This is a genomic window from Mesorhizobium sp. M1399 (genome assembly GCF_040317735.1).
Taxonomy (GTDB): domain Bacteria; phylum Pseudomonadota; class Alphaproteobacteria; order Rhizobiales; family Rhizobiaceae; genus Mesorhizobium.
In genome coordinates this window covers 318822-341735 of sequence record NZ_JAMYKZ010000004.1, presented here as the reverse complement: position 1 = coordinate 341735, position 22914 = coordinate 318822, and the positions used below count along the sequence as shown (strand labels likewise).

The 22914-nt window shown below is 64.4% G+C and carries 18 protein-coding genes; 9 read left to right on the top strand and 9 right to left on the bottom strand.

The genetic code is table 11. The features are described from left to right. The first annotated feature begins 69 nt into the window (after positions 1–69). From NKH05_RS08800 to NKH05_RS08790, 3 genes are all read left to right on the top strand, one after another. Positions 70–1443 (top strand): cytochrome ubiquinol oxidase subunit I, encoded by a 1374-nt coding sequence (locus NKH05_RS08800; RefSeq protein ID WP_023718884.1) that lies wholly within the window; start codon positions 70–72, stop codon positions 1441–1443. Continuing rightward, positions 1440–2444, top strand: coding sequence for a cytochrome d ubiquinol oxidase subunit II (locus tag NKH05_RS08795; protein WP_353025269.1), 1005 nt, complete (start codon positions 1440–1442; stop codon positions 2442–2444). The genes NKH05_RS08800 and NKH05_RS08795 overlap by 4 nt, the downstream gene beginning before the upstream one ends. 101 nt (positions 2445–2545) lie before the next feature. Then, positions 2546–5071: a mechanosensitive ion channel family protein gene (locus tag NKH05_RS08790; RefSeq protein WP_353025267.1), complete on the top strand. Its 2526-nt coding sequence runs from the start codon at positions 2546–2548 to the stop codon at positions 5069–5071. Positions 5072–5299: 228 nt separating this feature from the next. Here NKH05_RS08790 and msrA read toward each other — a convergent pair whose 3' ends face one another. The 4 genes from msrA to NKH05_RS08770 all read right to left on the bottom strand — a co-directional run bounded on the left by msrA (position 5300) and on the right by NKH05_RS08770 (position 8601). Continuing rightward, positions 5300–6028, bottom strand: a complete 729-nt coding sequence (gene msrA, locus NKH05_RS08785) for a peptide-methionine (S)-S-oxide reductase MsrA (protein WP_352481388.1) — start codon at positions 6026–6028, stop codon at positions 5300–5302. Between the two features lie 77 nt (positions 6029–6105). Further along, on the bottom strand, positions 6106–6408 hold the full coding sequence (locus NKH05_RS08780) for a hypothetical protein (RefSeq protein WP_352481389.1): 303 nt from the start codon (positions 6406–6408) through the stop codon (positions 6106–6108). Between the two features lie 78 nt (positions 6409–6486). Further along, entirely contained in the window at positions 6487–7170 is a 684-nt protein-coding gene (locus NKH05_RS08775; RefSeq protein WP_352856657.1) for a DUF1223 domain-containing protein, read from the bottom strand. A gap of 378 nt (positions 7171–7548) precedes the next feature. Next, the gene (locus NKH05_RS08770; protein WP_352481391.1) at positions 7549–8601 is read right to left on the bottom strand and encodes a TadE/TadG family type IV pilus assembly protein; all 1053 of its coding nucleotides are present in this window, start codon (positions 8599–8601) and stop codon (positions 7549–7551) included. Between the two features lie 157 nt (positions 8602–8758). On the opposite strand from NKH05_RS08770, the gene lepA reads away from it, so the two are divergent. From lepA to NKH05_RS08740, 6 genes are all read left to right on the top strand, one after another. Then, complete coding sequence (gene lepA / locus NKH05_RS08765; protein ID WP_352481392.1) at positions 8759–10564, top strand: translation elongation factor 4; 1806 nt, start codon at positions 8759–8761, stop codon at positions 10562–10564. A gap of 173 nt (positions 10565–10737) precedes the next feature. Beyond that, positions 10738–11262 carry a hypothetical protein gene (locus NKH05_RS08760; protein ID WP_352481393.1) on the top strand — a complete coding sequence of 175 codons (525 nt, stop codon included), beginning with the start codon at positions 10738–10740 and terminating at the stop codon, positions 11260–11262. A gap of 283 nt (positions 11263–11545) precedes the next feature. Further along, positions 11546–11917: a hypothetical protein gene (locus NKH05_RS08755; protein ID WP_352856684.1), complete on the top strand. Its 372-nt coding sequence runs from the start codon at positions 11546–11548 to the stop codon at positions 11915–11917. 526 nt (positions 11918–12443) lie between these two features. Next, on the top strand, positions 12444–13067 hold the full coding sequence (locus NKH05_RS08750; protein WP_352856659.1) for a CDGSH iron-sulfur domain-containing protein: 624 nt from the start codon (positions 12444–12446) through the stop codon (positions 13065–13067). Between the two features lie 297 nt (positions 13068–13364). Continuing rightward, on the top strand, positions 13365–15392 hold the full coding sequence (locus NKH05_RS08745; RefSeq protein WP_023718895.1) for a hydantoinase/oxoprolinase family protein: 2028 nt from the start codon (positions 13365–13367) through the stop codon (positions 15390–15392). Positions 15393–15682: 290 nt separating this feature from the next. Continuing rightward, a complete protein-coding gene (locus NKH05_RS08740) occupies positions 15683–17854 on the top strand; it encodes a malate synthase G (protein WP_353025265.1) in 2172 nt (723 codons plus the stop codon). Between the two features lie 201 nt (positions 17855–18055). On the opposite strand, the gene NKH05_RS08735 is transcribed toward NKH05_RS08740, so the two are convergent. From NKH05_RS08735 to NKH05_RS08715, 5 genes are all read right to left on the bottom strand, one after another. After that, a complete protein-coding gene (locus tag NKH05_RS08735; RefSeq protein ID WP_353025263.1) occupies positions 18056–18496 on the bottom strand; it encodes a GNAT family N-acetyltransferase in 441 nt (146 codons plus the stop codon). A gap of 165 nt (positions 18497–18661) precedes the next feature. Beyond that, positions 18662–20194, bottom strand: coding sequence for a YifB family Mg chelatase-like AAA ATPase (locus tag NKH05_RS08730; protein WP_353025262.1), 1533 nt, complete (start codon positions 20192–20194; stop codon positions 18662–18664). Between the two features lie 160 nt (positions 20195–20354). Continuing rightward, complete coding sequence (gshB, locus tag NKH05_RS08725) at positions 20355–21296, bottom strand: glutathione synthase (protein ID WP_352640352.1); 942 nt, start codon at positions 21294–21296, stop codon at positions 20355–20357. 216 nt (positions 21297–21512) lie between these two features. Further along, positions 21513–21887 carry a GtrA family protein gene (locus tag NKH05_RS08720; protein WP_352495456.1) on the bottom strand — a complete coding sequence of 125 codons (375 nt, stop codon included), beginning with the start codon at positions 21885–21887 and terminating at the stop codon, positions 21513–21515. A 7-nt stretch (positions 21888–21894) separates the two neighbouring features. Then, the gene (locus NKH05_RS08715) at positions 21895–22902 is read right to left on the bottom strand and encodes a glycosyltransferase (protein WP_352495457.1); all 1008 of its coding nucleotides are present in this window, start codon (positions 22900–22902) and stop codon (positions 21895–21897) included. Between the last annotated feature and the right edge of the window lie 12 nt (positions 22903–22914).

The following is a 22914-nucleotide window of genomic DNA, read 5'->3' as shown; positions in this document are numbered from 1 at the left end:
GGGACGCCGCTTTGACCGCCCGGCGCATGAAGCCTATCCTTGTACAAACAAGCAGCAGCTGGAGCCGCCATGGACCCGCTCATCCTGTCGCGCATACAGTTCGGCGCGAACATCTCGTTCCACATCCTGTTCCCGGCGATCACCATCGCGCTCGGCTGGGTGCTGCTGTTCTTCAAGCTCCGCTACAACGCGACAGGCGACTCCGCCTGGATGCGCGCTTATTTCACCTGGGTTAAGGTATTCGCGCTGTCCTTCGCCATGGGCGTGGTTTCCGGCGTCACCATGAGTTTTCAGTTCGGCACCAACTGGCCGGGCTATATGGAGACGGTCGGCAACATCGCCGGCCCGCTGCTGGCTTACGAGATCCTGACGGCCTTTTTCCTCGAGGCGGCGTTCCTCGGCATCATGCTGTTCGGCTTCCGCCGCGTCTCAAACCGCGTCCACACGCTGGCGACGGTGCTGGTAGCCGGCGGCACCACTCTGTCCGCCTTCTGGATCATCGCCCTCAATTCGTGGATGCAGACGCCGGCCGGCTTCGAAATTCGCGATGGTGTTGCGCACGCCACCGACTGGTGGGCCGTTGTCTTCAATCCGTCCATGCCCTACCGGCTCGTTCATATGCTGCTTGCTTCGGGGCTGACCGTCTCGTTCCTGATCGCTGGCCTGTCGGCGCTGCGCTATCTCTACGGCGATCGCTCGGAATCGATGTGGAAGGCGCTGCGCACCGGTGTCTTCGCCGCCGCGATCCTGATCCCGATCCAGATCTTTGCCGGCGACCAGCACGGCCTCAACACGCTTGAACATCAGCCGCAGAAGATCGCCGCCATGGAGGCCAACTGGAACACCGGTCCCAACGTGCCGCTGGTGCTGTTTGCGCTTCCCGACGAAGCGGCCAAGGAGAACAGGTTCGAGCTCACCATTCCCGACGGCGCCAGCCTCATCCTCAGGCACAGCGCCGGCGGCATCGTACCGGGGCTGAACGATTATGCCGGCAACCATCCTCCGGTGTTTCCGGTGTTCTGGGGCTTTCGCATCATGGTCGGCACCGGCCTGTTGATGCTCGTCGTCTCCTGGTCGGCGGCCTTCTTCCTCAAGCGTCGCCACAGCCTGCCTAAGCCGCTGGCGCTGGTCATGGTGCCGATGGCACTGTCCGGCTGGCTGGCGACGCTGGCCGGCTGGTACACCACCGAGATCGGCCGCCAGCCCTGGCTGGTCACCGGCGTGCTGCGTACCGCCGATGCTGTCGGCCCGGTCGCCGGCAGCCATGTCGCGCTGTCGCTCGCGGTCTATCTCATCCTCTACGTGCTGCTGCTGATCGCCTATCTCGGCGTGTTGGTGCATCTGGCATTGAAGGCGGCGAAGGATGGTGACACCTCGCCGCTGCCGGGCGTCATGAACAGGCCGCTGTCGCAGCCGGTTGCGCAACCGGGAGAAACATCATGAGCTTCGACTGGCCGACCCTGTTGCCTCTGATCTTCGCCGGCCTGATGGGCCTAGCCATCCTGATCTACGTCATCCTCGACGGCTTCGATCTCGGCATCGGCATCCTGTTCGCCGCAGCCGAAGACACCGAACAGGATACGATGATCGCCGCCATCGGCCCGTTCTGGGACGCCAACGAGACCTGGCTGGTGCTGGCGGTCGGCCTGCTGCTGGTCGCCTTCCCATTGGCGCACGGCACCATCCTGACCGCGCTCTACATTCCGGTTTTCGTGCTGCTGGTCGGCTTGATCCTGCGCGGCGTCGCCTTCGATTTCCGCGCCAAAGTGCCGGCCGGCAGGAAGCACCGCTGGAACCGCATCTTCTTCCTCGGTTCGGTCATCGCGTCGCTGGCGCAGGGCTATATGCTCGGCGTCTATGTGCTCGGCCTCGACGTCGGCCCTGGCGGCATGGCTTTCGGGGCGCTCGTGGCGCTCTGCCTTGCCGCCGCCTACGCGGCGATGGGCGCGGCCTGGGTCATCTACAAGACGGAAGGCGACTTGCAGAAGAAAGCGGTGCTGTGGCTGCGCACGGCACTGGTGCTGACCGCGCTCGGCATGGTTGCAGTATCACTGGCCACGCCCTTTGCCAGCGCGCGCATCTTCGACAAATGGTTCGTCTGGCCGGCCATGCTCTATTTGTCGCCGTTGCCGATCCTGTCGGGAGTGCTGTTCCTGTGGCTGTGGCGCCAGACCTTTCATCTGCCGAAGCCCGACGATCGCCACGCGCTGCTCCCGTTCCTGACATTGGCCGCGATCTTCACGCTTGGCTTTGCCGGGCTCGCCTGGTCGTTCTACCCCTTCGTCGTGCCCGACCGGCTGACCATCTGGCAGGCTGCTTCGGCACCCGAAAGCCTGGCCGTCATCCTGGTCGGGACAGTCGTCGTGCTGCCGATCATCATCTTCTATTCGTTCTTTGCCTACCGCGTGTTCGGCGGCAAGGCGACGGATCTGACCTATGACTGACCGGCTTCGCCGGCGCCGGCCGAAACAGAATATTCATCTTCAAGCGGAATAACCTTCTCTGGCCGGCCCAGCAGAATCGCCGGCAGAAGAAGGGCAACAGAATGACCCCCTTTTTTGCGGCGAGACAGGATCGGCTGTTGCTGATGCTGATCCGGACGGTCGGCGCACTCGCGCTTGCGGGCCTGCTGCCGGCCATGCCGCAGGCGCATGCGCAGGACGCGGCCAGCTGGACCGGCGTGTGGGACACGAAATGGCGCGGCGGCGGCGCCCAGATCAAGTTCGAGCAGACCGGCGCCGACGTAAAGGGCGTCTACCCGCTTTACAGCGGCCGTATCGAGGCGAAGGCCGAAGGCGACAAGCTTGTCGGCCACTGGTTCGAAGGCGACCGCCAGGGCGCCTTCACCTTCGTCCAGTCGCCTGACGGCGAAAGCTTCATGGGCCGTTTCGATGTCGCCACCGCCGAATGGTGGACAGGCGTGCGCGTCAGCGCCGTCGAGGACGTCCGTGTCGACCAGTCGAGCCCGATGAGCACCATGCGCTCGTTCCTGCAGACGATGAACGAGAGCGGCGCCGACAACGTGCCGCGCGCGACCGGCGGCGGCATGGGTCTTGCCGGTCTGGCAGCGGGCCTCGTCGACGTCACCGAGGCCGACCGCGGCGGCCTCAACATGCCCGATTACACCAAGCTCCTGTTCACCGTCATCGACAACGCGACGTTCCGCCTGTGGAGCCTGCCGCATGATACGATTGCCGGCGACGAGGTGACGGCGACGCTCCCGCAATATGGCACCAGGGTTTCCTTCGATCTCACCTTTCGCCGCAAGAATGGCGAGTGGTCTATCGTCGGGCCGCCACTTGGCCAGCTTCAGGCCAAGCTCGCCGAATTCCAGGAAGCGCGTGGCGAAGCCGTCGACATGGTCGACGATCCGAGCAGGCTCGCCTCGCCACGCGATACGTTCAAGGTACTGTTGAGCGGCCTCACCGAGGCCGGCGATCCGGCACAGGCGGCGCTCGACCTGCGCAACTACAGTCAGGCGGTGCGCGGCGACGAGGCGTTCCTGCTCGAGCGCTATCTCAAAAAGGTCATCGACCGCATCGGCTATGTCTACTGGCAGGAGATCCCCGACGACCCGAAGAGCAACACCCCCTTCATCTATTTCGAGCATCCCGCCGGCAACATCGTCATCGGCCCGGTCGAGACCGAGAAGGGCAAGATCTGGCAGTTCACGCCCGAGACGCTCGCCCACATCCGCGCGCTCTACGCCGACGTGGAAGACGTGCCGGTGGCGCCGGAGTTCGCTGCCTTCGCCAGCACCGACCCGTTCTTCATCGCCCGTGGCCTCGCCCGCGAGATCAGCCCCGGCCTGCTCACCCGCGCCGGACCGATGGAGCACTGGCAGTGGTGGATGCTCGGCCTTGCCGCAGTGGCCGGCATCGTTTTCGGCTTCATCGCCAATGCGCTGATTTCCTTGATTGTGCGAAGGACGGACAGCTCGGCCTTCTTCCGCATCGTCGAATGGGCGGTGCGTTCGATCGTGCTTGGGTTCTTCCTGCTGTTGACGCTGCGCCCGCTCGGTCTGCCGCAAGTGGTCGCCGCCCCGGTCAAGGCAATCGCCTGGAGCCTGATCGTGATCGGTGCCGTGCCGGTGGTCTGGCACCTGATCGGCAAGGTCGCCGAACACTATCGTGGACTGTGGCAAGTGCCCGGCTACCACGACACGCTGATTTCGCTGTCCACCGGCGTCGCGCGCGTCGCCGTGCTGGTCGTCGCCTTCCTGCTGTTGGCCGAAGTGCTCGCCATTCCCTACGAAGGCGTCATTGCTGGTCTCGGCATCGGCGGTCTGGCGGTGGCGCTGGCGGCGCAGCCGACGCTGCAGAACTTCCTCTCCGGCCTGACGCTCTATGCCGATCGGCCGGTCAGCGTCGGCGACTTCTGCAAGTTCGGCGACCAGTCCGGCACGATCGAGCATATCGGCATGCGCTCGACACGCATCCGGTCGCTCGACCGCACGATCATCTCGGTGCCGAATTCGGATTTCGCCGGCATGCAGATCGAGAACTACGCGCATCGCGACCGCACCCGGTTCGCGACGACGCTGCAGCTGCGCTACGAGACGACGCCCGATCAGCTGCGTTACGTCCTGGCCGAGCTGCGCAAGCTGCTGATCGCCCATCCGCGCGTCATCGACGAGCCATGCCGCGTGCGCTTTGCCGGCTTCGGCGCCTATTCGCTCGACATCGACGTGTTCACCTACGTCAAAACCGCCGACGTGGCCGAATTCCAAGCCATCCGCGAGGACATCCTGTTGTCCATGATCAACATCATGGATGATGCCGGCGCGCAGTTCGCCTTCCCTTCGTCACTGGAATACAGAGCCACCGATCTTGCGGTCGACCACGAAAAACGCATCGCCGCGGAGAAAAGGGTCAGCGATTGGCGCGAGGCGGAAAACCTGCCTTTCCCCGAGTTCAGCCAGATCGACAAATTTGCCCTCAACAACACGCTTGCCTACCCGCCTCGGGGCTCGGCGCATTATCGTGAGACAGAGCCCGACCCGGACTCGGCCGAGGCAAAGGCGACACTGGAGAAAGTGCGTTGGAGCCTGCCCTGGAAAAAGGGGAGGTAGTTTCGAGACGTTGGCGGGACAGCACCCCCCTCTGGCCTGCCGGCCATCTCCCCCGCAAGGGGGGAGATTAGCAGTTTCAGCGCTCCGCTCGTCCTGAACGTTGGAGATTTGGCGAAGGTCGAGGTGATAGCCGATCTCCCCCCTTGCGGGGGAGATGTCCGGCAGGACAGAGGGGGGTGCGAAGGATCGCCGACGCTTATTCTCCGTCGCGCCCGCCGGCGCAAAAAATCAGCTCTTGTTGGCGGCCAGCACCAGCACCGGCTTTTCGCTGTAGAGATTGGGGAACAGCCGCTTCAGATTCTCGACCTTGGGCAGATCATTGTAGACGATATAGGGATAGGTCGGGTTGAGCGTCAGGAAGTCCTGGTGATAGTCCTCGGCCGGATAGAAGGTCTTGCCGGTCTCCAGCGTCGTCACGATCGGCTTTGCAAACACCTTGGCCCTGTCGAGCTGGGCGATGTAGCTTTCGGCGATCTTTTTCTGCGTGTCGTTTTCGGCAAAAATCGTCGAGCGGTACTGGGTGCCGCTGTCCGGCCCCTGGTAGTTCAGTTGCGTCGGATTGTGCGCGACCGAGAAATACACTTGCAGCAGCTGGCCATAGGTGACTTTGGACGGCTGATAGGTGATCTCGACGGATTCGGCGTGGCCCGTCCGGCTGGTACCGACCATTTCATAGACGGCCGTGTCCTTGTCGCCGCCGGCATAGCCGGAGACCGCGCTGGTTACGCCGTTGACGTGCTGGAACACGCCTTGGACGCCCCAGAAGCAGCCGCCGGCGAAGACCGCCTTTTCGGTCCCGGCGGTGGCCTTCTCGTCCATTGCCGGCGGCGGGATCACCACCGCGTCTTCGGCCGAGACTGCCGGCGTCTGCCAGAACACGGCAGCGGCGGCCGTGAGAATGAGCGCGGCAAGTGCTGTTTTTGCGAAAATCGACGATCGTTTCAGGGCTCCGGTCATGTCTGATCTCCCATGATGCTGGTGTGGATTATACGACGGATAGGTCCGCCGGGCTCTCACATTGCTGTGCGCATCGCCTATTTGGCCGGAGCCATGGCATCGCAGGCCTTGGTCGCCTCTGCCTTCTTCATGGCGTCCGTCTCGGCGGCGGCCTTGTCCATGCAGTCGGCCTTCATCGGATCGCCCGCCTTCATCGCAGTTGTGGCCATTGCATCAGGCGCCATGGCGCCGGCCGGCTTCATGGCATCGGTTGCCGGCTTCATGGCGTTTATCGCCATCGCCGGCTTCATCGCATCTTCGGCCCGCGCCGCGCCTCCGGTGAACAGCGCCGTCGAGCAAAGTGCGAGGGCGAGTGCCGCCAGGGTCAGGTGATTGGTCATGGTGGTCTCCTTGGGTTATGGCAGGGTTGATCGCATGCGGCGGTGCCGCTGCGGCGTTGCACAAATTCGGAACGGGTTCTAATTCGCAGCGGCACCGAGGATCGGCCCGCCGCCCGGCACCTGGACCAGCACCGCGGTGCTGAGGCCGCGTGCAGCGGCCGGCAACGGCAGCGCGGTGGCGTCGCCGGTCCAACTGCCCAGCCTGGTCAGCGAATGCACGACATTGGCGTGCGGCAGCGTGCGCCCGGTGTTTTCGCCGCGCGCCACCGGCACCTCGACGACGCCTTGCCGGTAGTGAACCAGCCAGACATCGGCCCTGCCGCCCGGCACCGGACCGGCGCCGATGCTGACCTTTCCACCGGCGAGCGACAGCGAAGGTCCGTCGGCGTGGCCGCCGCTCGAAATCAGCTGCTCGATCTCGCCCGGCCTGGCGCCGACGGCATCGGCCTTGCCGTTGACCACCACTTGCGGCGTGAACGGGCCGGAACGGCCGAGCGACGGCTCGTAACTGACCTGACGCTGCGTGAATTCGTCTTTGCCGAATGTATCCTTCCAGCCGAGATAGTCCCAGTAGGTGACGTTGAAGGACAGCGCCAGCACACCAGGCCGGTCCTTGACCTTGATCAGATTGGCATTGGCCGGCGGGCAGGACGAACAGCCCTGGCTGGTGAACAACTCGACGACGGTCAGCGTCTGGCCGGCAGCCGCGCTGGTATGCCGAAAACCCGATTGCCGAAAACAGTGCCAGGGAAAGCCCGACAAGGGCCGTGCTGCGTTTCGATCCGGTCATCGCTGTCCTCATGTGCGGTTCCATGTCCAAACTTCGCCGCCGACGCACGGTTCGTTACAGCATCACCGCTTCGTGATTGAGGAGAAGTCCAAGTTTTTTCGTCTTAGGGATTGGCGAGAGCCGAGGCGACATCCGATCTCCCCCCTTGTGGGGGAGATGTCCGGCAGGACAGAGGGGGGCGCCACCGAGCGTCATCCTACGTGGACGCCGAGTAACGCCAACTCGATGCTAGGATGGGCCAAGCGGATTGGAGGTTGCCAGATTTGCAAATTACGAGAGCCGCGGGACAGCGCCCCCTCTGGCCTGCCGGCCATCTCCCCCACACGGGGGGAGATCGGCACTTGGCCCGGCTATTGTGTAAGCACGGTCTCCGAAGGCCGCTTGTTGAAGGCGCACTTGCCGGTCACCGTGTAGAAGAAGTCGGCATTCGAAATGGCTGCCGGTACGGGATTGCCGCCATCTTCCCAAGCCTGTTTGCTGCTCTGGCCGCATGGCACGAGGGTGAAGATATCGACGGTTTCTCCGTTCGCAATTTCGACGCCGTCGGCGTAAAGCCGGTTCGATGTCGCCGGATCGTTCGATTTGAGCACGGATGGATTGCCGGACGGCACATCCATCCGCAGGTACAGCTGGTCCATCTGGCTGACGTCGATCACCGCACCAGCACTCGTCGCGGGATACATCGTGCTGACGCAGGTGGTTGCGTATTTCCTGCCGTATGAGTCGGTCTGGGTGATCGTGGTGCTGGGCAAGCCGTAGAAGCTGAGCACCGTGGCGGTCGTGCATACTTGCTGCTGGACCAGCGTGGTCGTCGTTCCGTTGATCGTATACACGCTGGCTGTGCCGTAGCCCTTAGGGTCGCCATAACCGTTGTATGTGTAGTCGATCTTCATCAGCTTGTTAGCCAGCGTGTCACCAAACTTGGTGCCATAGAGCGTCATCGTTTTGTTCCAATAGCCCGAGATCTTATCGACTTTGAACGTGGCCTCCACCAATGCCGGCCGCTTTGTCACCGCCGACGCGACGCCGACCTGCACCGTGTTGATCTTGACGATCTGCATGAAACTCGTCGGCATGGCGAAGCCAGCCGAAGCCTTGATGCTGGCAGCGCCGTCGGTAGCGACGACGAAGCTGTCGAGCTTGGCCGTGCCTTGCCCGCCATTGGCCAGGTATGCCTCCTGCAGCTTCACCTGGCGGTCCGCCAACGTCGTGGTCGTCTCCAGCGTCGTGATCGACAGCGACGCGGCATCGAGCGCGTTCTGCATCGAGGCCCTGGTTGAAACCGCCGAGGTATAGTCGATGGAAAAACCCAATGCGGCAACCATCGGCATAAGCAAGATGGCGAGCATTGGCGCGAACGAGCCGCTCACCGAGTTGAGAAATTTGCGTGCGGACAGCGGCATTCCGATCCCCCGAAACGGCGATAGACCGGTGGGCTATCACGCCGGGCGCAAACTATGCTCTAATCTCATGGATCAAAGTTTAACGACTTTGGCCCCCGCCGCCGCTCCCGCGCCCCGCCGCTTGCCCATGCAGCGTGCCCCTGCTAAAGCGCGCCGCATGACCACGCCGATCAAAAACATCCGCAATTTCTCCATCGTTGCCCATATCGACCACGGCAAATCCACGCTTGCCGACCGGCTGATCCAGTCGACCGGCGGGCTGGAGCTGCGCGACATGAAGGAGCAGGTGCTGGACTCGATGGACATCGAGCGCGAGCGCGGCATCACCATCAAGGCGCAGACGGTGCGGCTGAAGTACCGCGCCAATAGTGGCGAGGATTACATCCTCAACCTGATCGACACGCCCGGCCATGTCGACTTCGCCTATGAGGTGTCGCGTTCGCTGGCCGCCTGCGAGGGCTCGCTGCTGGTCGTCGATGCCTCGCAAGGTGTCGAGGCGCAGACGCTGGCCAATGTCTACCAGGCCATCGACAACAACCACGAGATCGTCGTGGTGCTGAACAAGGTCGACCTGCCGGCGGCCGAGCCCGAGCGCATCCGCGAGCAGGTCGAGGAGGTGATCGGCATCGACGCCTCCAACGCCGTGTTGATCTCGGCCAAGACCGGGCTTGGCATTCCGGACGTGCTCGAGGCCATCGTCAACGATCTGCCGCCGCCGCGCGAGGGCGACATAGCGGCGCCGCTGAAGGCGATGCTGGTCGACTCCTGGTACGACGCCTATCTCGGCGTCATCGTGCTGGTCCGCATCATCGACGGCGTGCTGAAGAAGGGCCAGACCATCCGCATGATGGGCACCGGCGCCCGATATCTGGTCGAGCGCACCGGCGTCTTCACGCCCGCCCGCGTCAATGTCGACGAGCTCGGCCCCGGCGAGTTCGGCTTCTTCACCGGCTCGATCAAGGAAGTCGCCGACACCCGCGTCGGCGACACCATCACCGAGGACAAGCGCCCGACGGCGCAGGCCCTGCCCGGCTTCAAGCCGGCGCAGCCGGTGGTGTTCTGCGGCCTGTTCCCGGTCGACGCCGCCGATTTCGAGGATCTGCGCGCCGCGGTCGGCAAGCTGCGCCTCAACGACGCGTCCTTCTCCTATGAAATGGAAACCAGTGCGGCACTTGGCTTCGGCTATCGCTGCGGCTTCCTTGGCTTGCTGCATCTGGAGATCATCCAGGAGCGGCTGGAGCGCGAGTTCAATCTCGACCTCATCGCCACCGCGCCCTCGGTCGTCTACCGCCTGGCGTTGACCGACGGCACGGTGAAGGAATTGCACAACCCGGCGGACATGCCCGACGTGGTCAAGATTGCGGCCATCGAGGAGCCGTGGATCCGCGCCACCATCCTGACCCCGGACGACTATCTCGGCGGTATCCTGAAACTCTGCCAGGACAGGCGCGGCATCCAGTTCGATCTGTCCTATGTCGGCAAGCGTGCCATGCTGATCTACGACCTGCCGCTCAACGAGGTCGTGTTCGACTTCTACGACCGGCTGAAGTCGATCTCAAAGGGCTACGCCTCCTTCGATTATCACCTCACCGACTACAAGGAAGGCGACCTGGTCAAAATGTCGATCCTGGTCAATGAGGAGCCGGTCGACGCGCTGTCGATGCTGGTCCACCGCACGGCCGCGGAAAAGCGCGGCCGGCTGATGTGCGAGAAGCTGAAGGAGCTGATCCCGAACCATCTGTTCAAGATCCCGATCCAGGCGGCCATCGGCGGCAAGGTCATCGCCCGCGAGACCATCTCGGCGCTGCGCAAGGACGTCACGGCCAAATGCTACGGCGGCGACGTCTCACGCAAACGCAAGCTGCTCGACAAGCAGAAAGAGGGCAAGAAGCGGATGCGCCAGTTCGGGAAAGTGGATATCCCGCAAGAGGCGTTTATCCAGGCGCTGAAGATGGGGGATTGAACGGGGTTACGCCCATTTCCCCCGTGGCCGGGCTGTTCCCAATTTCGAGCTGACCGAACCGCCTCCCGATGCGATTAAATATGCGCCGGCCAATGCCCTTCGCTTTAGGCAGCGGGCCGCCATTGGAGAAGGTCCCGTCTTGAAGTATCCTTGAGCTTGGAAGGGAGGTCCCGATGCGTCCCGCCAGCCCTGCTATCTCCGACACGATCGCCGCGATCGGCCTTGCCATCGGCGGCGCGATGGGCCTCGTCGGCACCTTCGTCGAGAGCGCGTCCCTTCGCGAAACACTCTGGACGATCGACGGCGTCGCACTGGTGGTAGCAACCGCGCTGCTGACGATGAAATATCAGCGGCTGGGCAATGACTGCGTGGCGGCCGGATTTCTGACCTTTCTCGCCGGCGAGAGCCTGCTGCTCGCCGGCAATGCGGCGGGGCTTGAGGCCAGCGTGCCCTCCTATGTCGGCGGTATCTCGCTCTGGGCGGCGGCGCTGGTCATGGTCAGCGCGCCGAAAACCTTCGCCCTGTGGATGCGGCTCACCGCTGTCGTGGCGGCTGTGCTGTTCGTCGTCTCAGTGGGCCTGATCCTCTGGGGCACCCCTTTGCTGCCGACCTCGGCGCCGCTGCCCGCTGCCGGATATCCCTTCCTGGTGCTCACATTCATCGGCTGGATATGGACCCTGCTGAAGCCCGATCGTTGAGCCCGTCGGACCGCCCCTCTCCGGCAGCTTCGCGGCCACCTCTCCCCCACCATGTGGGGGCGAGGAACCCAGGTCTTGTGAGGCTTCGGCGATTGGCGGTTTCCTCGCCCCACGAAGTGGGGAGAGGTGGTTTGCGAAGCAAACCGGAGAGGGGTCTTCCTTGGCAGCCTCGCGCGTCTTGCGACGCAAATGCCGCAATCACCTCTTCCACCCTTCAACCCGCCATGCCATGTTCCCCCGCGCGGCCGAGCAGGCCGTTTCATTCCGGGGGGAATTCATCATGTTGTCTTACGCTTTCGCGCGCCGCGTTGCCGCTGCGCTGTTCATCGTCGGATTGTTTGCGCCCGTCGCGCATGCCGGCGATGTCACGTTCGAGATCAAGAACAGCCATCCCAACGCCATGCGCGTCGAGCTCTACAGCCAGGACCGCGACCACGTCTGGCCGGGCAACAATCAGGATTACTATCTCAACGACGGCGAGACCAAGGCGATCCCGCTGTCCTGCAGTGACGGCGAATCGATCTGCTACGGCGCCTGGGTCGATGGCGACGAAAATACCTATTGGGGCGTCGGCCCCGGCAATACGGAAAAGTGCGACGATTGCTGCTACACCTGCAGTGGCGGCGAGACCGAGGAAATCGATCTGGTTCCGTGAACTGTCTCCCTTTTGTTCGAGGGCTATTGCACATCGGCAAGCGCCCCCTCACCCGGATTGCCAACCGAATTGCGAAGGGGAATTCGGGGCAATCCGACCTCTCCCCGAGGGGAGAGGAGTCGCCTGCACTGGCGCCAGCCTCTTCTCCCCTCGGGGAGAAGGTGGCCGCGAAGCGGCCGGATGAGGGGGACTCCTGTATGCGATTGCCTCACCCTTGTGGGCCAGGTGGTCGTACAGAGGCCATAGCAGCGGAGCGCTGTCCCGCCAGCGTCGGCCGGCAACGCCGGAATTCAAAGCTGAAACAAAAAACCCGCCTCGGTGGGGCGGGTCGTTGGAGCCAATTGGCACCATGGTCAGATTACTAGCATAGCTGCCGGCACAAAGCAAGAACAAAATGTGGTGCTGCGAGCAAAAAATGGGAATTCCCTTCCCGCCGCGCCCGAGGTCGGCCCTCACGAGGGGGAGAATGCTGCCTTGACGTCGTCCTGACTGTCGCCATAGCGTAGTCCGACAGGAGATCCCACCCATGGCAGTGGTCGAAGGCGAGAACATCGACATCGGCTTTTCGGGAAAACGTTGCATCCATTCGCGCAACTGCGTGCTTGGCGATCCGCATGTTTTCGTGCCCAACGCGCCCGGCCAGTGGATCCATCCCGATGCGGCCAGCGTCGAGAAGATCGTGGCGCTCGCCGAAGCCTGCCCGTCCGGCGCCATCACCTATGTCCGCAAGGATGGCGGGCCGCAGGAACAGCCGCCGGTGGTCAACACCGTGCGCATCAGGGAAAACGGCCCGCTGGCCGTCCATGCCGAGATCGTGCTGGGCGGCGAAACGTTTTTCCGCGCCACGCTGTGCCGCTGCGGCGCTTCGGAAAACAAGCCGTTCTGCGACGGCAGCCACGCCAAGGCAGGCTTCACCGCCACCGGCGAGCCGCCGTTGAAGGATACGCCGGCGCTGGAAGCGCGGGATGGCCCGCTGACCGTCACGCCGACCACCAATGGCCCGCTCAAGCTGGAGGGCAATGTCGAAATCGTCACCGGCACCGGCCACACGGTCGACCGCACACAACGCACCTTCCTCTGCCGCTGCGGCCACTCCGCCAACAAGCCGTTCTGCGATGGCAGCCACAAGCGCGTGGGGTTTGTCGGGTAATTGCCAAGGTTGCGATCCGTCACACCCCCCTCTGTCCTGCCGGACATCTCCCCCTCAAGGGGGGAGATTGGCAGCTTCGCCGGCGGCCACCCTGTTTGCAGCGTTGAAAATTTGCGAGAGCGTGGGTGACACCCAATCTCCCCCCTTGAGAGGGAGATGTCCGGCAGGACAGAGGGGGGTGCTGTCCCGCCGGCATTGGGCGAGCCTGCAGCGTGTTCGCCCGTGGCCCAGCCATCGCGGCTTTATCGATCGGCCGGTATCCGCTAAGGGGCGGAGACGAATTCTCCGGACCCGCCAATGACCGCCAAGCTCAAACCCTCCCCCCTGTTCCTCGGCATAGACACCGGCGGCACCTACACCGACGCGGTGCTGTGGTCGGAGGCCGGCGGCCCCGGCGGAAAAGTTCTGGCCAAGGCCAAGGCGCTAACCACCCGTCACGACCTGGCGGTCGGCATATCGGGCGCGGTCGATGCGGTGCTGCAAAAAGCCGGCACCGACCCGGCGGCGATTAAGCTGGTGTCGATGTCGACGACGCTTGCCACCAATGCGCTGGTCGAGGGCCAGGGCGGCCGCGTAGCACTTGTGATGATCGGTTTTGCCGAGGGCGACCTTGCCCGCGACGGGCTGAAGGCGGCGCTCGGCACCGATCCGGTGGTGTTCTGCCCCGGCGGCCACGATGTCCACGGCAATGCGGCGAGCCTCGATCTGTCCGGGCTGGAGGCAGCTTTGCCGGAATTGGAAAAGTCGGTGTCCGGCTTTGCCGTCTGCGCCTATTTTGCTACCCGCAACCCGGCGCACGAGCTTGCCGCCCGCGACCTGATCCGCGACATAACAGGCCTGCCGGTCACCGCCAGCCACGAGCTGTCGGCCAAGCTCGGCGGCCCGCGCCGGGCACTGACGACCTTGCTCAACGCCCGGCTGATCTCGATGATCGACCGGCTGGTCGCGGCAACCGAAGGTTTTTTGGCCGCGCGCAAGATCGCCGCCCCGCTGATGGTGGTGCGCGGCGACGGCGCGCTGGTCTCGGCCGCCTTTGCCCGCCAGCGGCCGATCGAGACGATCCTGTCCGGCCCGGCCGCCAGCCTTGTCGGCGCCCGCCACATGACCGGCCTCGACAATGCCGTGGTCTCCGATATCGGCGGCACCACCACCGACGTCGCGGTGTTGGACAAGGGCCGGCCGCGGCTCGATCCGGAAGGCGCCACCGTCGGCGGCTTCCGCACCATGGTCGAGGCCGTCGCCATGCGCACTTTTGGCCTCGGCGGCGATTCCGAAGTGGCGCTGGAGGACGGCGCGCTCAACCCGAAGATCCTGCTCGGGCCGCGCCGCCTGGTGCCGCTGGCGCTGGCCGGCATGATGCATGGCGACGCGGTCACATCAGAACTGGAACGCCAGCTGCGCGCACCCAATCCCGGCCGCATGGATGGCCGCCTCGCGGTGCGCACCGGCGTGCCGGAGCGGCTCGCGGCCGGACTGACCGGTGCCGAAGCCAAGCTTTACGAGCTGATCGGTGCCGTGCCGCAGGCTCTCGACAGATTGCTGACTTCGAATGCCCAGAACGCCACCTTGAACCGGCTGGTGTCGCGCGGGCTGGTGCATGTCGCCGGCTTCACGCCGTCGGATGCCGCGCATGTGCTGGGCAGGCAGGCCAATTGGGATCTGGCTGCGGCGCGTCTGGGTGCCGAGCTGTTCGCGCGCAGGCGTGACGGCCGCGGCCAGTTCATCGCCGCCTCGCCGGAGGCGATCTCGGAACGGGTGCTGACCACGCTGACCCGCCTGTCGGCGGAAGTCATCCTCGAGACCGCCTTCGCCGAGGATGGGCTGGATGGCGCGGCGACCGTCGCCCACGCGCTGGTCCAGCGCGCCGTCGACGCCCATCCCGGCATCGCCCGGCTCAGCGTCGCGCTCGACCGTCCGGTCATCGGCCTCGGCGCCTCGGCGCCGTTGCACTATGCCGGCCTGGCCGAGCTGGTCGGCAATGACTGCGTGGTGCCTGAGGATACCGATGTGGCCAATGCGCTCGGCGCCGTCGTCGGCCAGGTCCGGGTTTCGGCCGAGGCGCGGGTCAGCCAGCCCAAGGAAGGGCTGTTCCGTGTCGCCTCAGGCGAAAGCGTGCGCGATTTCAACGACGAGGCGGCGGCGATCGCCGCGGCGGAGAGAGATGTGCGCGCTATTGCCGCCGGGCGGGCGAAGGACGCCGGCACCGACAGCGCCGAGATCGAAATCGCCAGCGAGTTCCGCGTCTCCACCGTCGAGGGCCAGCGCATGTTCATCGAGGCGCATGTCGTGGCGGTCGCGTCGGGCAGGCCAAGGATGGCGGTGTGATTAGCCGATCTCCCCCCTCGAGGGGGAGATGTCCGGCAGGACAGAGGGGGGCGCTGTCCCGCCAACGTCTCAGTCTTTCGCGGTAACACCTCAGACTTGCGGCTGGTCGTAAATGGCAAGGTCGGCGATCCTTCACGCCCCCCTCTGCCCTGCCGGGCATCTCACCCACAAGTGGGGAGATTGGCAGCTCCTGCAACGGCGAAAACGCCCTACCTTCACCTATGCCGAATTGACCCTGCAACCGCGACATGCCAAAGGCCCGGCCTAGCCTTTCGTCTGGAGAAGCCCTGATGACCGATCGCGTCGAGATCGCCGGATTGCGGATTGCCCGCGAGCTTCATGATTTTGTCGTGAACGAGGCGTTGCCGGGCACCGGCATTGAAGCGGAGGCATTCTGGAGCGGTTTTTCGGCGATCGTCCATGATCTCTCGCCAAAAAACCGGGCGCTGCTCGAAAAACGCGATGCCATGCAGGACAAGCTCGACCGCTGGTACCGCGACAATGGCGCGCCCGTCGACATGGAGGCCTACAAGAGCTTCCTCCGCGAGATCGGCTATCTCCTGCCCGAGGGGCCGGCCTTCAGCGTGACGACCGAAAATGTGGACCCGGAAATCGCGCTGGTCGCCGGGCCGCAGTTGGTGGTGCCGGTGATGAATGCGCGTTATGCGCTGAATGCCGCCAATGCGCGCTGGGGCTCACTGTATGATGCGCTCTACGGCACCGACGCCATCCCGGAGACGGACGGCGCCGAGCGAGGCAACAAATTCAATCCGGCGCGCGGCGCCAAGGTCGTCGCCTGGGCGAAAAGCTTCTTCGACGAGGCGGTGCCGCTCACGACAGGCAAATGGGCCGGCGTGAACGGGCTTTCGGTCGCCAACGGCATGTTGCGGCTGGGCGAGGGCGGCGGCGCCACCACGCTTGCCGACCCCAAGCAGTTTGCCGGCTATCGCGGCGATGCCGCCGACCCCGAAGCCGTCTTGCTGGTCAGGAATGGCTTGCACATCGAAATCGCCATCGACCGCAACAACCAGATCGGCCGCACCGATCCGGCCGGCATTGCCGATGTCGTGCTGGAATCGGCGCTGACAACCATCCAGGACTGCGAGGATTCGGTGGCGGCCGTCGATGCCGAGGATAAGGTGCTGGTCTACCGCAACTGGCTCGGCCTGATGAAGGGCGACCTGGCTGAAGAGATCACCAAGGCCGGCAAGAGCTTTGTCCGAAGGCTCAACCCCGACCGCACCTATACCGCGCCCGATGGCGGCACGCTGACCGTGCCCGGCCGCTCGCTGATGCTGGTCAGGAACGTCGGCCACCTCATGACCAATCCGGCGATATCGGACCGCGACGGCAATGAGGTGCCGGAAGGCATCATGGATGCGGCGCTGACGGCGCTGATCGCGCTGCACGATGTTGGCCCCAACGGGCGCCGCGCCAATTCTCGCGCCGGCTCGATGTATATCGTAAAACCCAAGATGCACGGGCCGGAGGAAATTGCCTTTGCCGTCGAGATTTTCGACCGCGTCGAGGCGCTGCTCGGCATGGCGAAAAACACCATCAAGATGGGCATCATGGACGAGGAGCGGCGCACCACCGTCAACCTCAAGGAGGCGATCCGCGCCGCCAGGGACCGCGTCGTCTTCATCAACACCGGCTTCCTCGACCGCACCGGCGACGAGATACATACCTCGATGGAAGCCGGCCCGATGATCCGCAAGGGCGACATGAAGCAGGCCGCCTGGATTGCCGCCTATGAAGCCTGGAACGTCGATACCGGGCTCGAATGCGGGCTGGCCGGCCACGCCCAGATCGGCAAGGGCATGTGGGCGATGCCCGACCTGATGGCGGCGATGCTGGCCGAGAAAATCGCGCACCCTAAGGCCGGCGCCAACACCGCCTGGGTGCCGTCGCCGACGGCGGCAACCCTGCACGCCACGCACTACCACAAGGTCGATGTCCAGGCCGTGCAGAAGGCGCTGAAAAGCCGGCCCAAGGCCAGGCTCGACGACATCTTGTCGGTGCCGGTAGCAAGGCGGCCGAACTGGTCGCCTGAAGACATCCAGAAGGAGCTAGACAACAACGCGCAAGGCATTCTGGGCTACGTCGTGCGCTGGATCGACCAGGGCGTCGGCTGTTCGAAAGTGCCAGATATAAACGACGTCGGCCTGATGGAGGACCGTGCTACGCTGCGCATCTCTTCGCAGCACATCGCCAACTGGCTGTATCACGGCGTCTGCACGCCCGACCAGGTGATGGAAACGATGAAACGCATGGCGGCAATCGTCGACCGCCAAAACCATGGCGATCCGCTCTACCGGCTGATGGCGCCGGACTTCGACAAGTCCATCGCGTTTCTTGCTGCCTGCGACCTCGTCTTCAAGGGCCGCGTCCAGCCCAACGGCTACACCGAGCCGGTCCTTCACGCGCGGCGGCTGGAACTGAAGGCGAAGCAAGGCGCCTGAAGCGAAGGCGCGGGAGCCGGCGTCCCCCTCCCCTTGAGGGCAGGGTGACCCGAAGGGCCGGGAGGGGTCCTGCATGAAGTGCGCCAACGCCCATTCTGACGATGCGCCTCAGGAAGAGGATCATCGGGGCCCAGGTTCGATTTCCAAAAATAGGGCAAGTCGAGGGACGCCGCGTCCTCCACACCGCGGCTGCCTCTAACCTCACGCGGGCGAGATCGAGCACGACATGAAAATATCGGTATGTCTGACCGGCTCCGGGGTTTCACGGAAGGGCGGGCAGGGCCTGAAGCCGAACGACTCATACACGGCAATGGCGTTTTTCATGTAGAACGTCGTGTGGATCAATACCGTCCGGATTCGGCCTTTCCGGATCTCCGCCAGCGCGGCCCCCATCAGCGCCCGGCCGATTCCTTTTCCGCGAAACGACGCGTCGACAAAAAACTTGTGAATCTCCGCCGTATGGTCGTCGAACTGGTCAAGGCGAGGCAGCCCGCCGGTAGGTTCTCCGATCGCGCGATAAACGCCATGGCATCTGGCGCGCCGAACTTCGCTGCCAGCGAACTGCCGCTCCTTTCGGGGTGGAAGATGGTCCTCACGTCCTCCTCCGAGACGCCGTAAGGCTGCACGGCGTCGACATCCCATTGTGCAAGCTTGCGGCAAAGCCCGGCCATGGTCTCGAAGTCTCGGCACTGCGTGCCGGCGAAACAGAAATCATCCCCGCCTCAGCCCCGGTTAGGTGCATGACCGTAACATATGCGATCATCGGGCGCGAACCCGCAACCGTACTTCCAGCGAGCAGCAGAAGCACTACGCCGCCTGTGCCATCCGCTCCGAGCTCATGCGGTAGGAAATCGCCTCGGCCAGATGGATGCGGCCGACCGTTTCGCTGGCCTCGAGATCGGTCAGCGTCCGCGCCACCTTCAAGACGCGGTGGTAGGCTCTTGCCGAAAAGCCGAGCTTTTCGCTGGCGTCCCTCAGTAGCGACAGGCCGGCGGCATCGGGCATGGCGATCTCCTCGATAACCGACGGTGAGCAATGCGCGTTGGTGGTGGCGGAGGTCGCGCCGAGCCGTTCGAAACGCTCACGCTGGATCGTACGGGCACGGGCGACGCGCAGTGCCACGGCTGCACTCTTCTCCGCCCGGTCCGGCCGGATCAGATCGCTGGCCGAAACCGCCGGTACCTCGATCCTGAGATCGATGCGATCGAGCAGCGGGCCGGAAATGCGCGCCTGGTAGTCGGTGCGGCAGCGGTCGCCGCGCAGGCAGCGATAGCCCGGCTCGCCGGCCATGCCGCAACGGCACGGGTTCATCGCCGCGACAAGCTGGATACGCGCCGGATAGGTGACGCGATGATTGGCGCGCGCGATCATGCAGTCGCCGGTCTCCAGCGGCTGGCGCAGCGCATCGAGCGCCTGCGGCGAAAATTCCGGAAACTCGTCGAGGAACAGCACGCCGTGATGGGCAAGCGAGGCCTCGCCCGGCCGCACGCGCAGGCCGCCGCCGACCATCGCCGCCATCGAGGCCGAATGGTGCGGCGCGCGGAACGGCCGCCGGTCGGTCAGCTTGCCTTCGCCGAGTTCGCCGGCCACCGAGGCGATCATCGAGACTTCGAGCAATTCCTTCGGCGCAAGCGGCGGCAGGATCGACGGCAGCCGCTGGGCCAGCATCGATTTTCCCGACCCCGGCGGCCCGACCATCAGCAGATTGTGGCCGCCGGCCGCCGCCACTTCCAGCGCCCGCTTGGCGGTCTCCTGGCCCTTGATGTCGGCAAGGTCGGGCAAGTCGCGCGCCGAGGCGTGGATGCCGGCTTCCGGCCGCGACAGAACCTGCGTGCCGCGAAAATGATTGGCGATGGCGATCAGGCTGCGCGGCGCCAATATGTCGAAATCCTTGCCGGCCCACGCCGCTTCCGGCCCGCAGGCAAACGGGCAGATCAGGCCCTTGCCTTCGGCATTGGCGCCGATCGCCGCCGGCAGCGCGCCGGCCACCGCGGCAATGGTGCCGTCGAGCGATAATTCGCCAAGCACGACATAGCCGGCCAGCATGTCGCCCGGAATGGCGCCGAGTGCCGCCATCAAACCGAGCGCGATCGGCAGATCGTAGTGGCTGCCCTCCTTGGGCAGGTCGGCAGGCGCCAGATTGACGGTGACCTTCTTCGACGGCATCGACAGGCCGGATGCATGCAGCGCCGCCTGCACCCGCTCGCGGCTTTCGGCTACAGCCTTGTCGGCCAGGCCGACGATGTGCATGTTGACCTTGCCCGGCGCGATCATCACCTGCACGTCGACCGGCACGGCCTCGATGCCCTGGAAAGCAACCGTGCGAACCCGCGCCACCATGTCTTCACCCCGGCTGCAGGCTTGCCCCAAGCCCTTGCGATCATGCCGCGAACGGCGTCACCGGAGACAACCACAGATTTCCGGCGAAGGCAAGAACATTTGGGGAACGGCTGAACGCAGCGGCTCCAATGGGTTGCAACGCGGCCGCTCCGAAGCGAGACTAGTTACGCTTGCCCTCCACCGCATCCCAGAACAGGCTGGCGATGTCGGCGCCGCCGAAGCGCTTCACTTCGCGTATGCCGGTCGGTGAGGTCACGTTGATCTCGGTCATGTAGTCGCCGATGACGTCGATGCCGACGAGGATGAAGCCGCGCTCCCTCAGCCACGGGCCGATGCGGGCACAGATCTCGCGTTCGCGCTCTGTCAGCTCGGTCTTTTCGGCGCGGCCGCCGACATGCATGTTGGAGCGCGAATCGTGCTCGGCCGGCACGCGGTTGATGGCGCCGACCGGCTCGCCGTCAATCAGGATGATGCGTTTGTCGCCGGCGCGCACCTCCTTGAGGTAGCGCTGCACGATGTAGGGTTCGCGGAACATCTGGCCGAACATTTCGAGCAGCGAGGCGAGGTTGCGGTCGGCCTCGTGCAGGTGGAAGATGCCGGCGCCGCCATTGCCGTAGAGCGGCTTGACGATGATGTCGCCAAACTCCTTGCGGAAGGCGGCGACTTCGAGCGGATCCTTGGTGATCAGCGTGTCCGGCATCAGGTCGGGAAATTCGGTGACGAAGATCTTTTCCGGGCTGTTGCGCACCCAGGCCGGGTCGTTGACCACCAGCGTCTTCGGATGGATGCGCTCGAGGATATGCGTGGTGGTGATGTAGTTCATGTCGAAGGGCGGATCCTGCCGCAAAAGGATGACGTCCATCTCCGAAAGATCGGTACGGATTTCTTCGCCCAGTGAATAATGGCTGCCCTTCTCGTCGCGGACCTGCATCGCCTCGATGCGGGCAAACACCTTGCCGTCGCGCAGCGACAGCCGGTCGGGCGTGTAGTGGAACAGCTGGTGGCCGCGCCGCTGCGCTTCCAGCGACAGCGCAAACGACGTGTCGCCGGCAATCGACACGGTGGAGATGTGGTCCATCTGGACGGCGACTTTCAGGGGCATGGCAGCTCTCCGGCGCACTTGCAGCGATCCACTTGGATGCACAAAGTACGCTCCAACACTTTTGAATCCATGCATCGTGCTGTCCGAAAATCGATTCCGATTTTCGCGCCGATGCATCGACGACAGCGATATAAGGAAATCGGCGGCTTCTGCCAATCGGCCAAGGTCATGATGAGGCTGCGCTTCCTTTGGCGCAGATCCCAATGCGATGTGCCGTCAGCGATCGAAGACCAGCTTGGAATAGCCGAGGAAGGACAGCGCCATGGCAATCAGCGAGGCGACCGCAAGGGCGATGAGCGGCGACACCGTCGGCAGCGCGAACAGGATGGCGCAATAGACGAGATAATTGACGACGCTGGTGGCAATGCCGACGCCGCCATAGCGTGCGCCCTCTTGCGCGATGCCGCGGCTGGAAGGCGAAAACGTCAGATGGCGGTTGATCAACCAGGTGACGGACAGGGCAAAACCGATCGAAATGATGCGAGCCGCGAATGGTCCGAGCGGCGCTATCGTCAGCACCAGCCAAAGCGCCGCCGCGTCGGCGACGAAGCCGATGCCGCCGGCGAAAATGAAGCGGGCGAGGCGTCCCATTCAGGCTCTAGGCCGCGCGCGGGGTCTTGCCCGGTCCGGCCTTCAAAGTCGCGAGGGCGCTTGCACGTTCACGTTCGACGCGACCGGAAGGCATCGACAGATAGAAGATGCGCTTCTGCTCGGCCCGGCCGCGCGACACCGAATCGAGGATTACCCCGGTCACCGCCGCCAGCATCGACAGCAGCAGCAGCCCGACCGACAGCACCCAGGTCGGCATGCGCGGCACAAGCCCGGTTTCGGCGAACTCGATCAGCACCGGCGCCATCAGGAACAGGCTCGATGCCAGGAAGAACACCGAAAAAGCGCCGAAGAAACGCAGCGGCTGTGTCTCCTTCATCAGCATGGCGAACATCCACAGGATCTTCGCGCCGTCGCGAAAGGTCGACAGCTTCGACGAGGAGCCTTCCGGCCGGCGGCCATAGTCGAGCCCGATCTCGCTCACCGGCAATTTGAGCTGCGAGGCGTGCACCGACATTTCGGTCTCGATCTCGAAACCGCCGGAAACGGCGGGAAAGCTCTTGACGAAGCGCCTGGTGAAGGCGCGGTACCCCGAGAAGATATCGGTAAAGTCCGAGCCGAACAGCCGCTTGTAGAGGCTGTTGAAGATGCGGTTGCCGAAGGCATGGCCAGTCCTGCCGGCATCGTCGGCGACGCCGCGCCTGGTGCCCACCACCATGTCGGAGCGCTCGGTCAGCAGCGCGTTGATCAGTTGCGGCGCGTCCTCCGGCGCATAGGTGCCGTCGCCGTCGGCCATCAGATAGATGTCGGCCTCGATGTCGGCGAACATGCGGCGCACGACATTGCCTTTGCCCTGGCGCGGCTCGCGCACCACGATGGCGCCGGCGGCGCGGGCTCGGAGCGCCGTCAGATCGCGCGAATTGTTGTCGTAGACATATATCGCGGCGGCAGGCAGCGTCTCGCGAAAGCGCCGCACCACTTCGCCGATCGTCAGCTCCTCATTGTAGCAAGGCAGGAGCACGGCGATGCTCGGCTCATGGCGCACTTCTTGTGGCATTTTCGTCTCCGG

Excerpts from the sequence above, each read along its gene's own strand:
- NKH05_RS08760 (WP_352481393.1), top strand. The coding sequence starts at position 10,738 with ATGCGTCCCGCCAGCCCTGCTATCTCCGACACGATCGCCGCGATCGGC.
- NKH05_RS08790 (WP_353025267.1), top strand. The coding sequence starts at position 2,546 with ATGACCCCCTTTTTTGCGGCGAGACAGGATCGGCTGTTGCTGATGCTG.
- NKH05_RS08750 (WP_352856659.1), top strand. The coding sequence starts at position 12,444 with ATGGCAGTGGTCGAAGGCGAGAACATCGACATCGGCTTTTCGGGAAAA.
- NKH05_RS08800 (WP_023718884.1), top strand. The coding sequence starts at position 70 with ATGGACCCGCTCATCCTGTCGCGCATACAGTTCGGCGCGAACATCTCG.
- NKH05_RS08780 (WP_352481389.1), bottom strand. The coding sequence starts at position 6,408 with ATGACCAATCACCTGACCCTGGCGGCACTCGCCCTCGCACTTTGCTCG.
- NKH05_RS08745 (WP_023718895.1), top strand. The coding sequence starts at position 13,365 with ATGACCGCCAAGCTCAAACCCTCCCCCCTGTTCCTCGGCATAGACACC.
- NKH05_RS08740 (WP_353025265.1), top strand. The coding sequence starts at position 15,683 with ATGACCGATCGCGTCGAGATCGCCGGATTGCGGATTGCCCGCGAGCTT.
- NKH05_RS08720 (WP_352495456.1), bottom strand. The coding sequence starts at position 21,887 with ATGGGACGCCTCGCCCGCTTCATTTTCGCCGGCGGCATCGGCTTCGTC.
- gshB (WP_352640352.1), bottom strand. The coding sequence starts at position 21,296 with ATGCCCCTGAAAGTCGCCGTCCAGATGGACCACATCTCCACCGTGTCG.
- NKH05_RS08715 (WP_352495457.1), bottom strand. The coding sequence starts at position 22,902 with ATGCCACAAGAAGTGCGCCATGAGCCGAGCATCGCCGTGCTCCTGCCT.
- NKH05_RS08735 (WP_353025263.1), bottom strand. The coding sequence starts at position 18,496 with ATGGGATGTCGACGCCGTGCAGCCTTACGGCGTCTCGGAGGAGGACGT.
- lepA (WP_352481392.1), top strand. The coding sequence starts at position 8,759 with ATGACCACGCCGATCAAAAACATCCGCAATTTCTCCATCGTTGCCCAT.
- NKH05_RS08730 (WP_353025262.1), bottom strand. The coding sequence starts at position 20,194 with ATGGTGGCGCGGGTTCGCACGGTTGCTTTCCAGGGCATCGAGGCCGTG.
- NKH05_RS08795 (WP_353025269.1), top strand. The coding sequence starts at position 1,440 with ATGAGCTTCGACTGGCCGACCCTGTTGCCTCTGATCTTCGCCGGCCTG.
- NKH05_RS08770 (WP_352481391.1), bottom strand. The coding sequence starts at position 8,601 with ATGCCGCTGTCCGCACGCAAATTTCTCAACTCGGTGAGCGGCTCGTTC.
- msrA (WP_352481388.1), bottom strand. The coding sequence starts at position 6,028 with ATGACCGGAGCCCTGAAACGATCGTCGATTTTCGCAAAAACAGCACTT.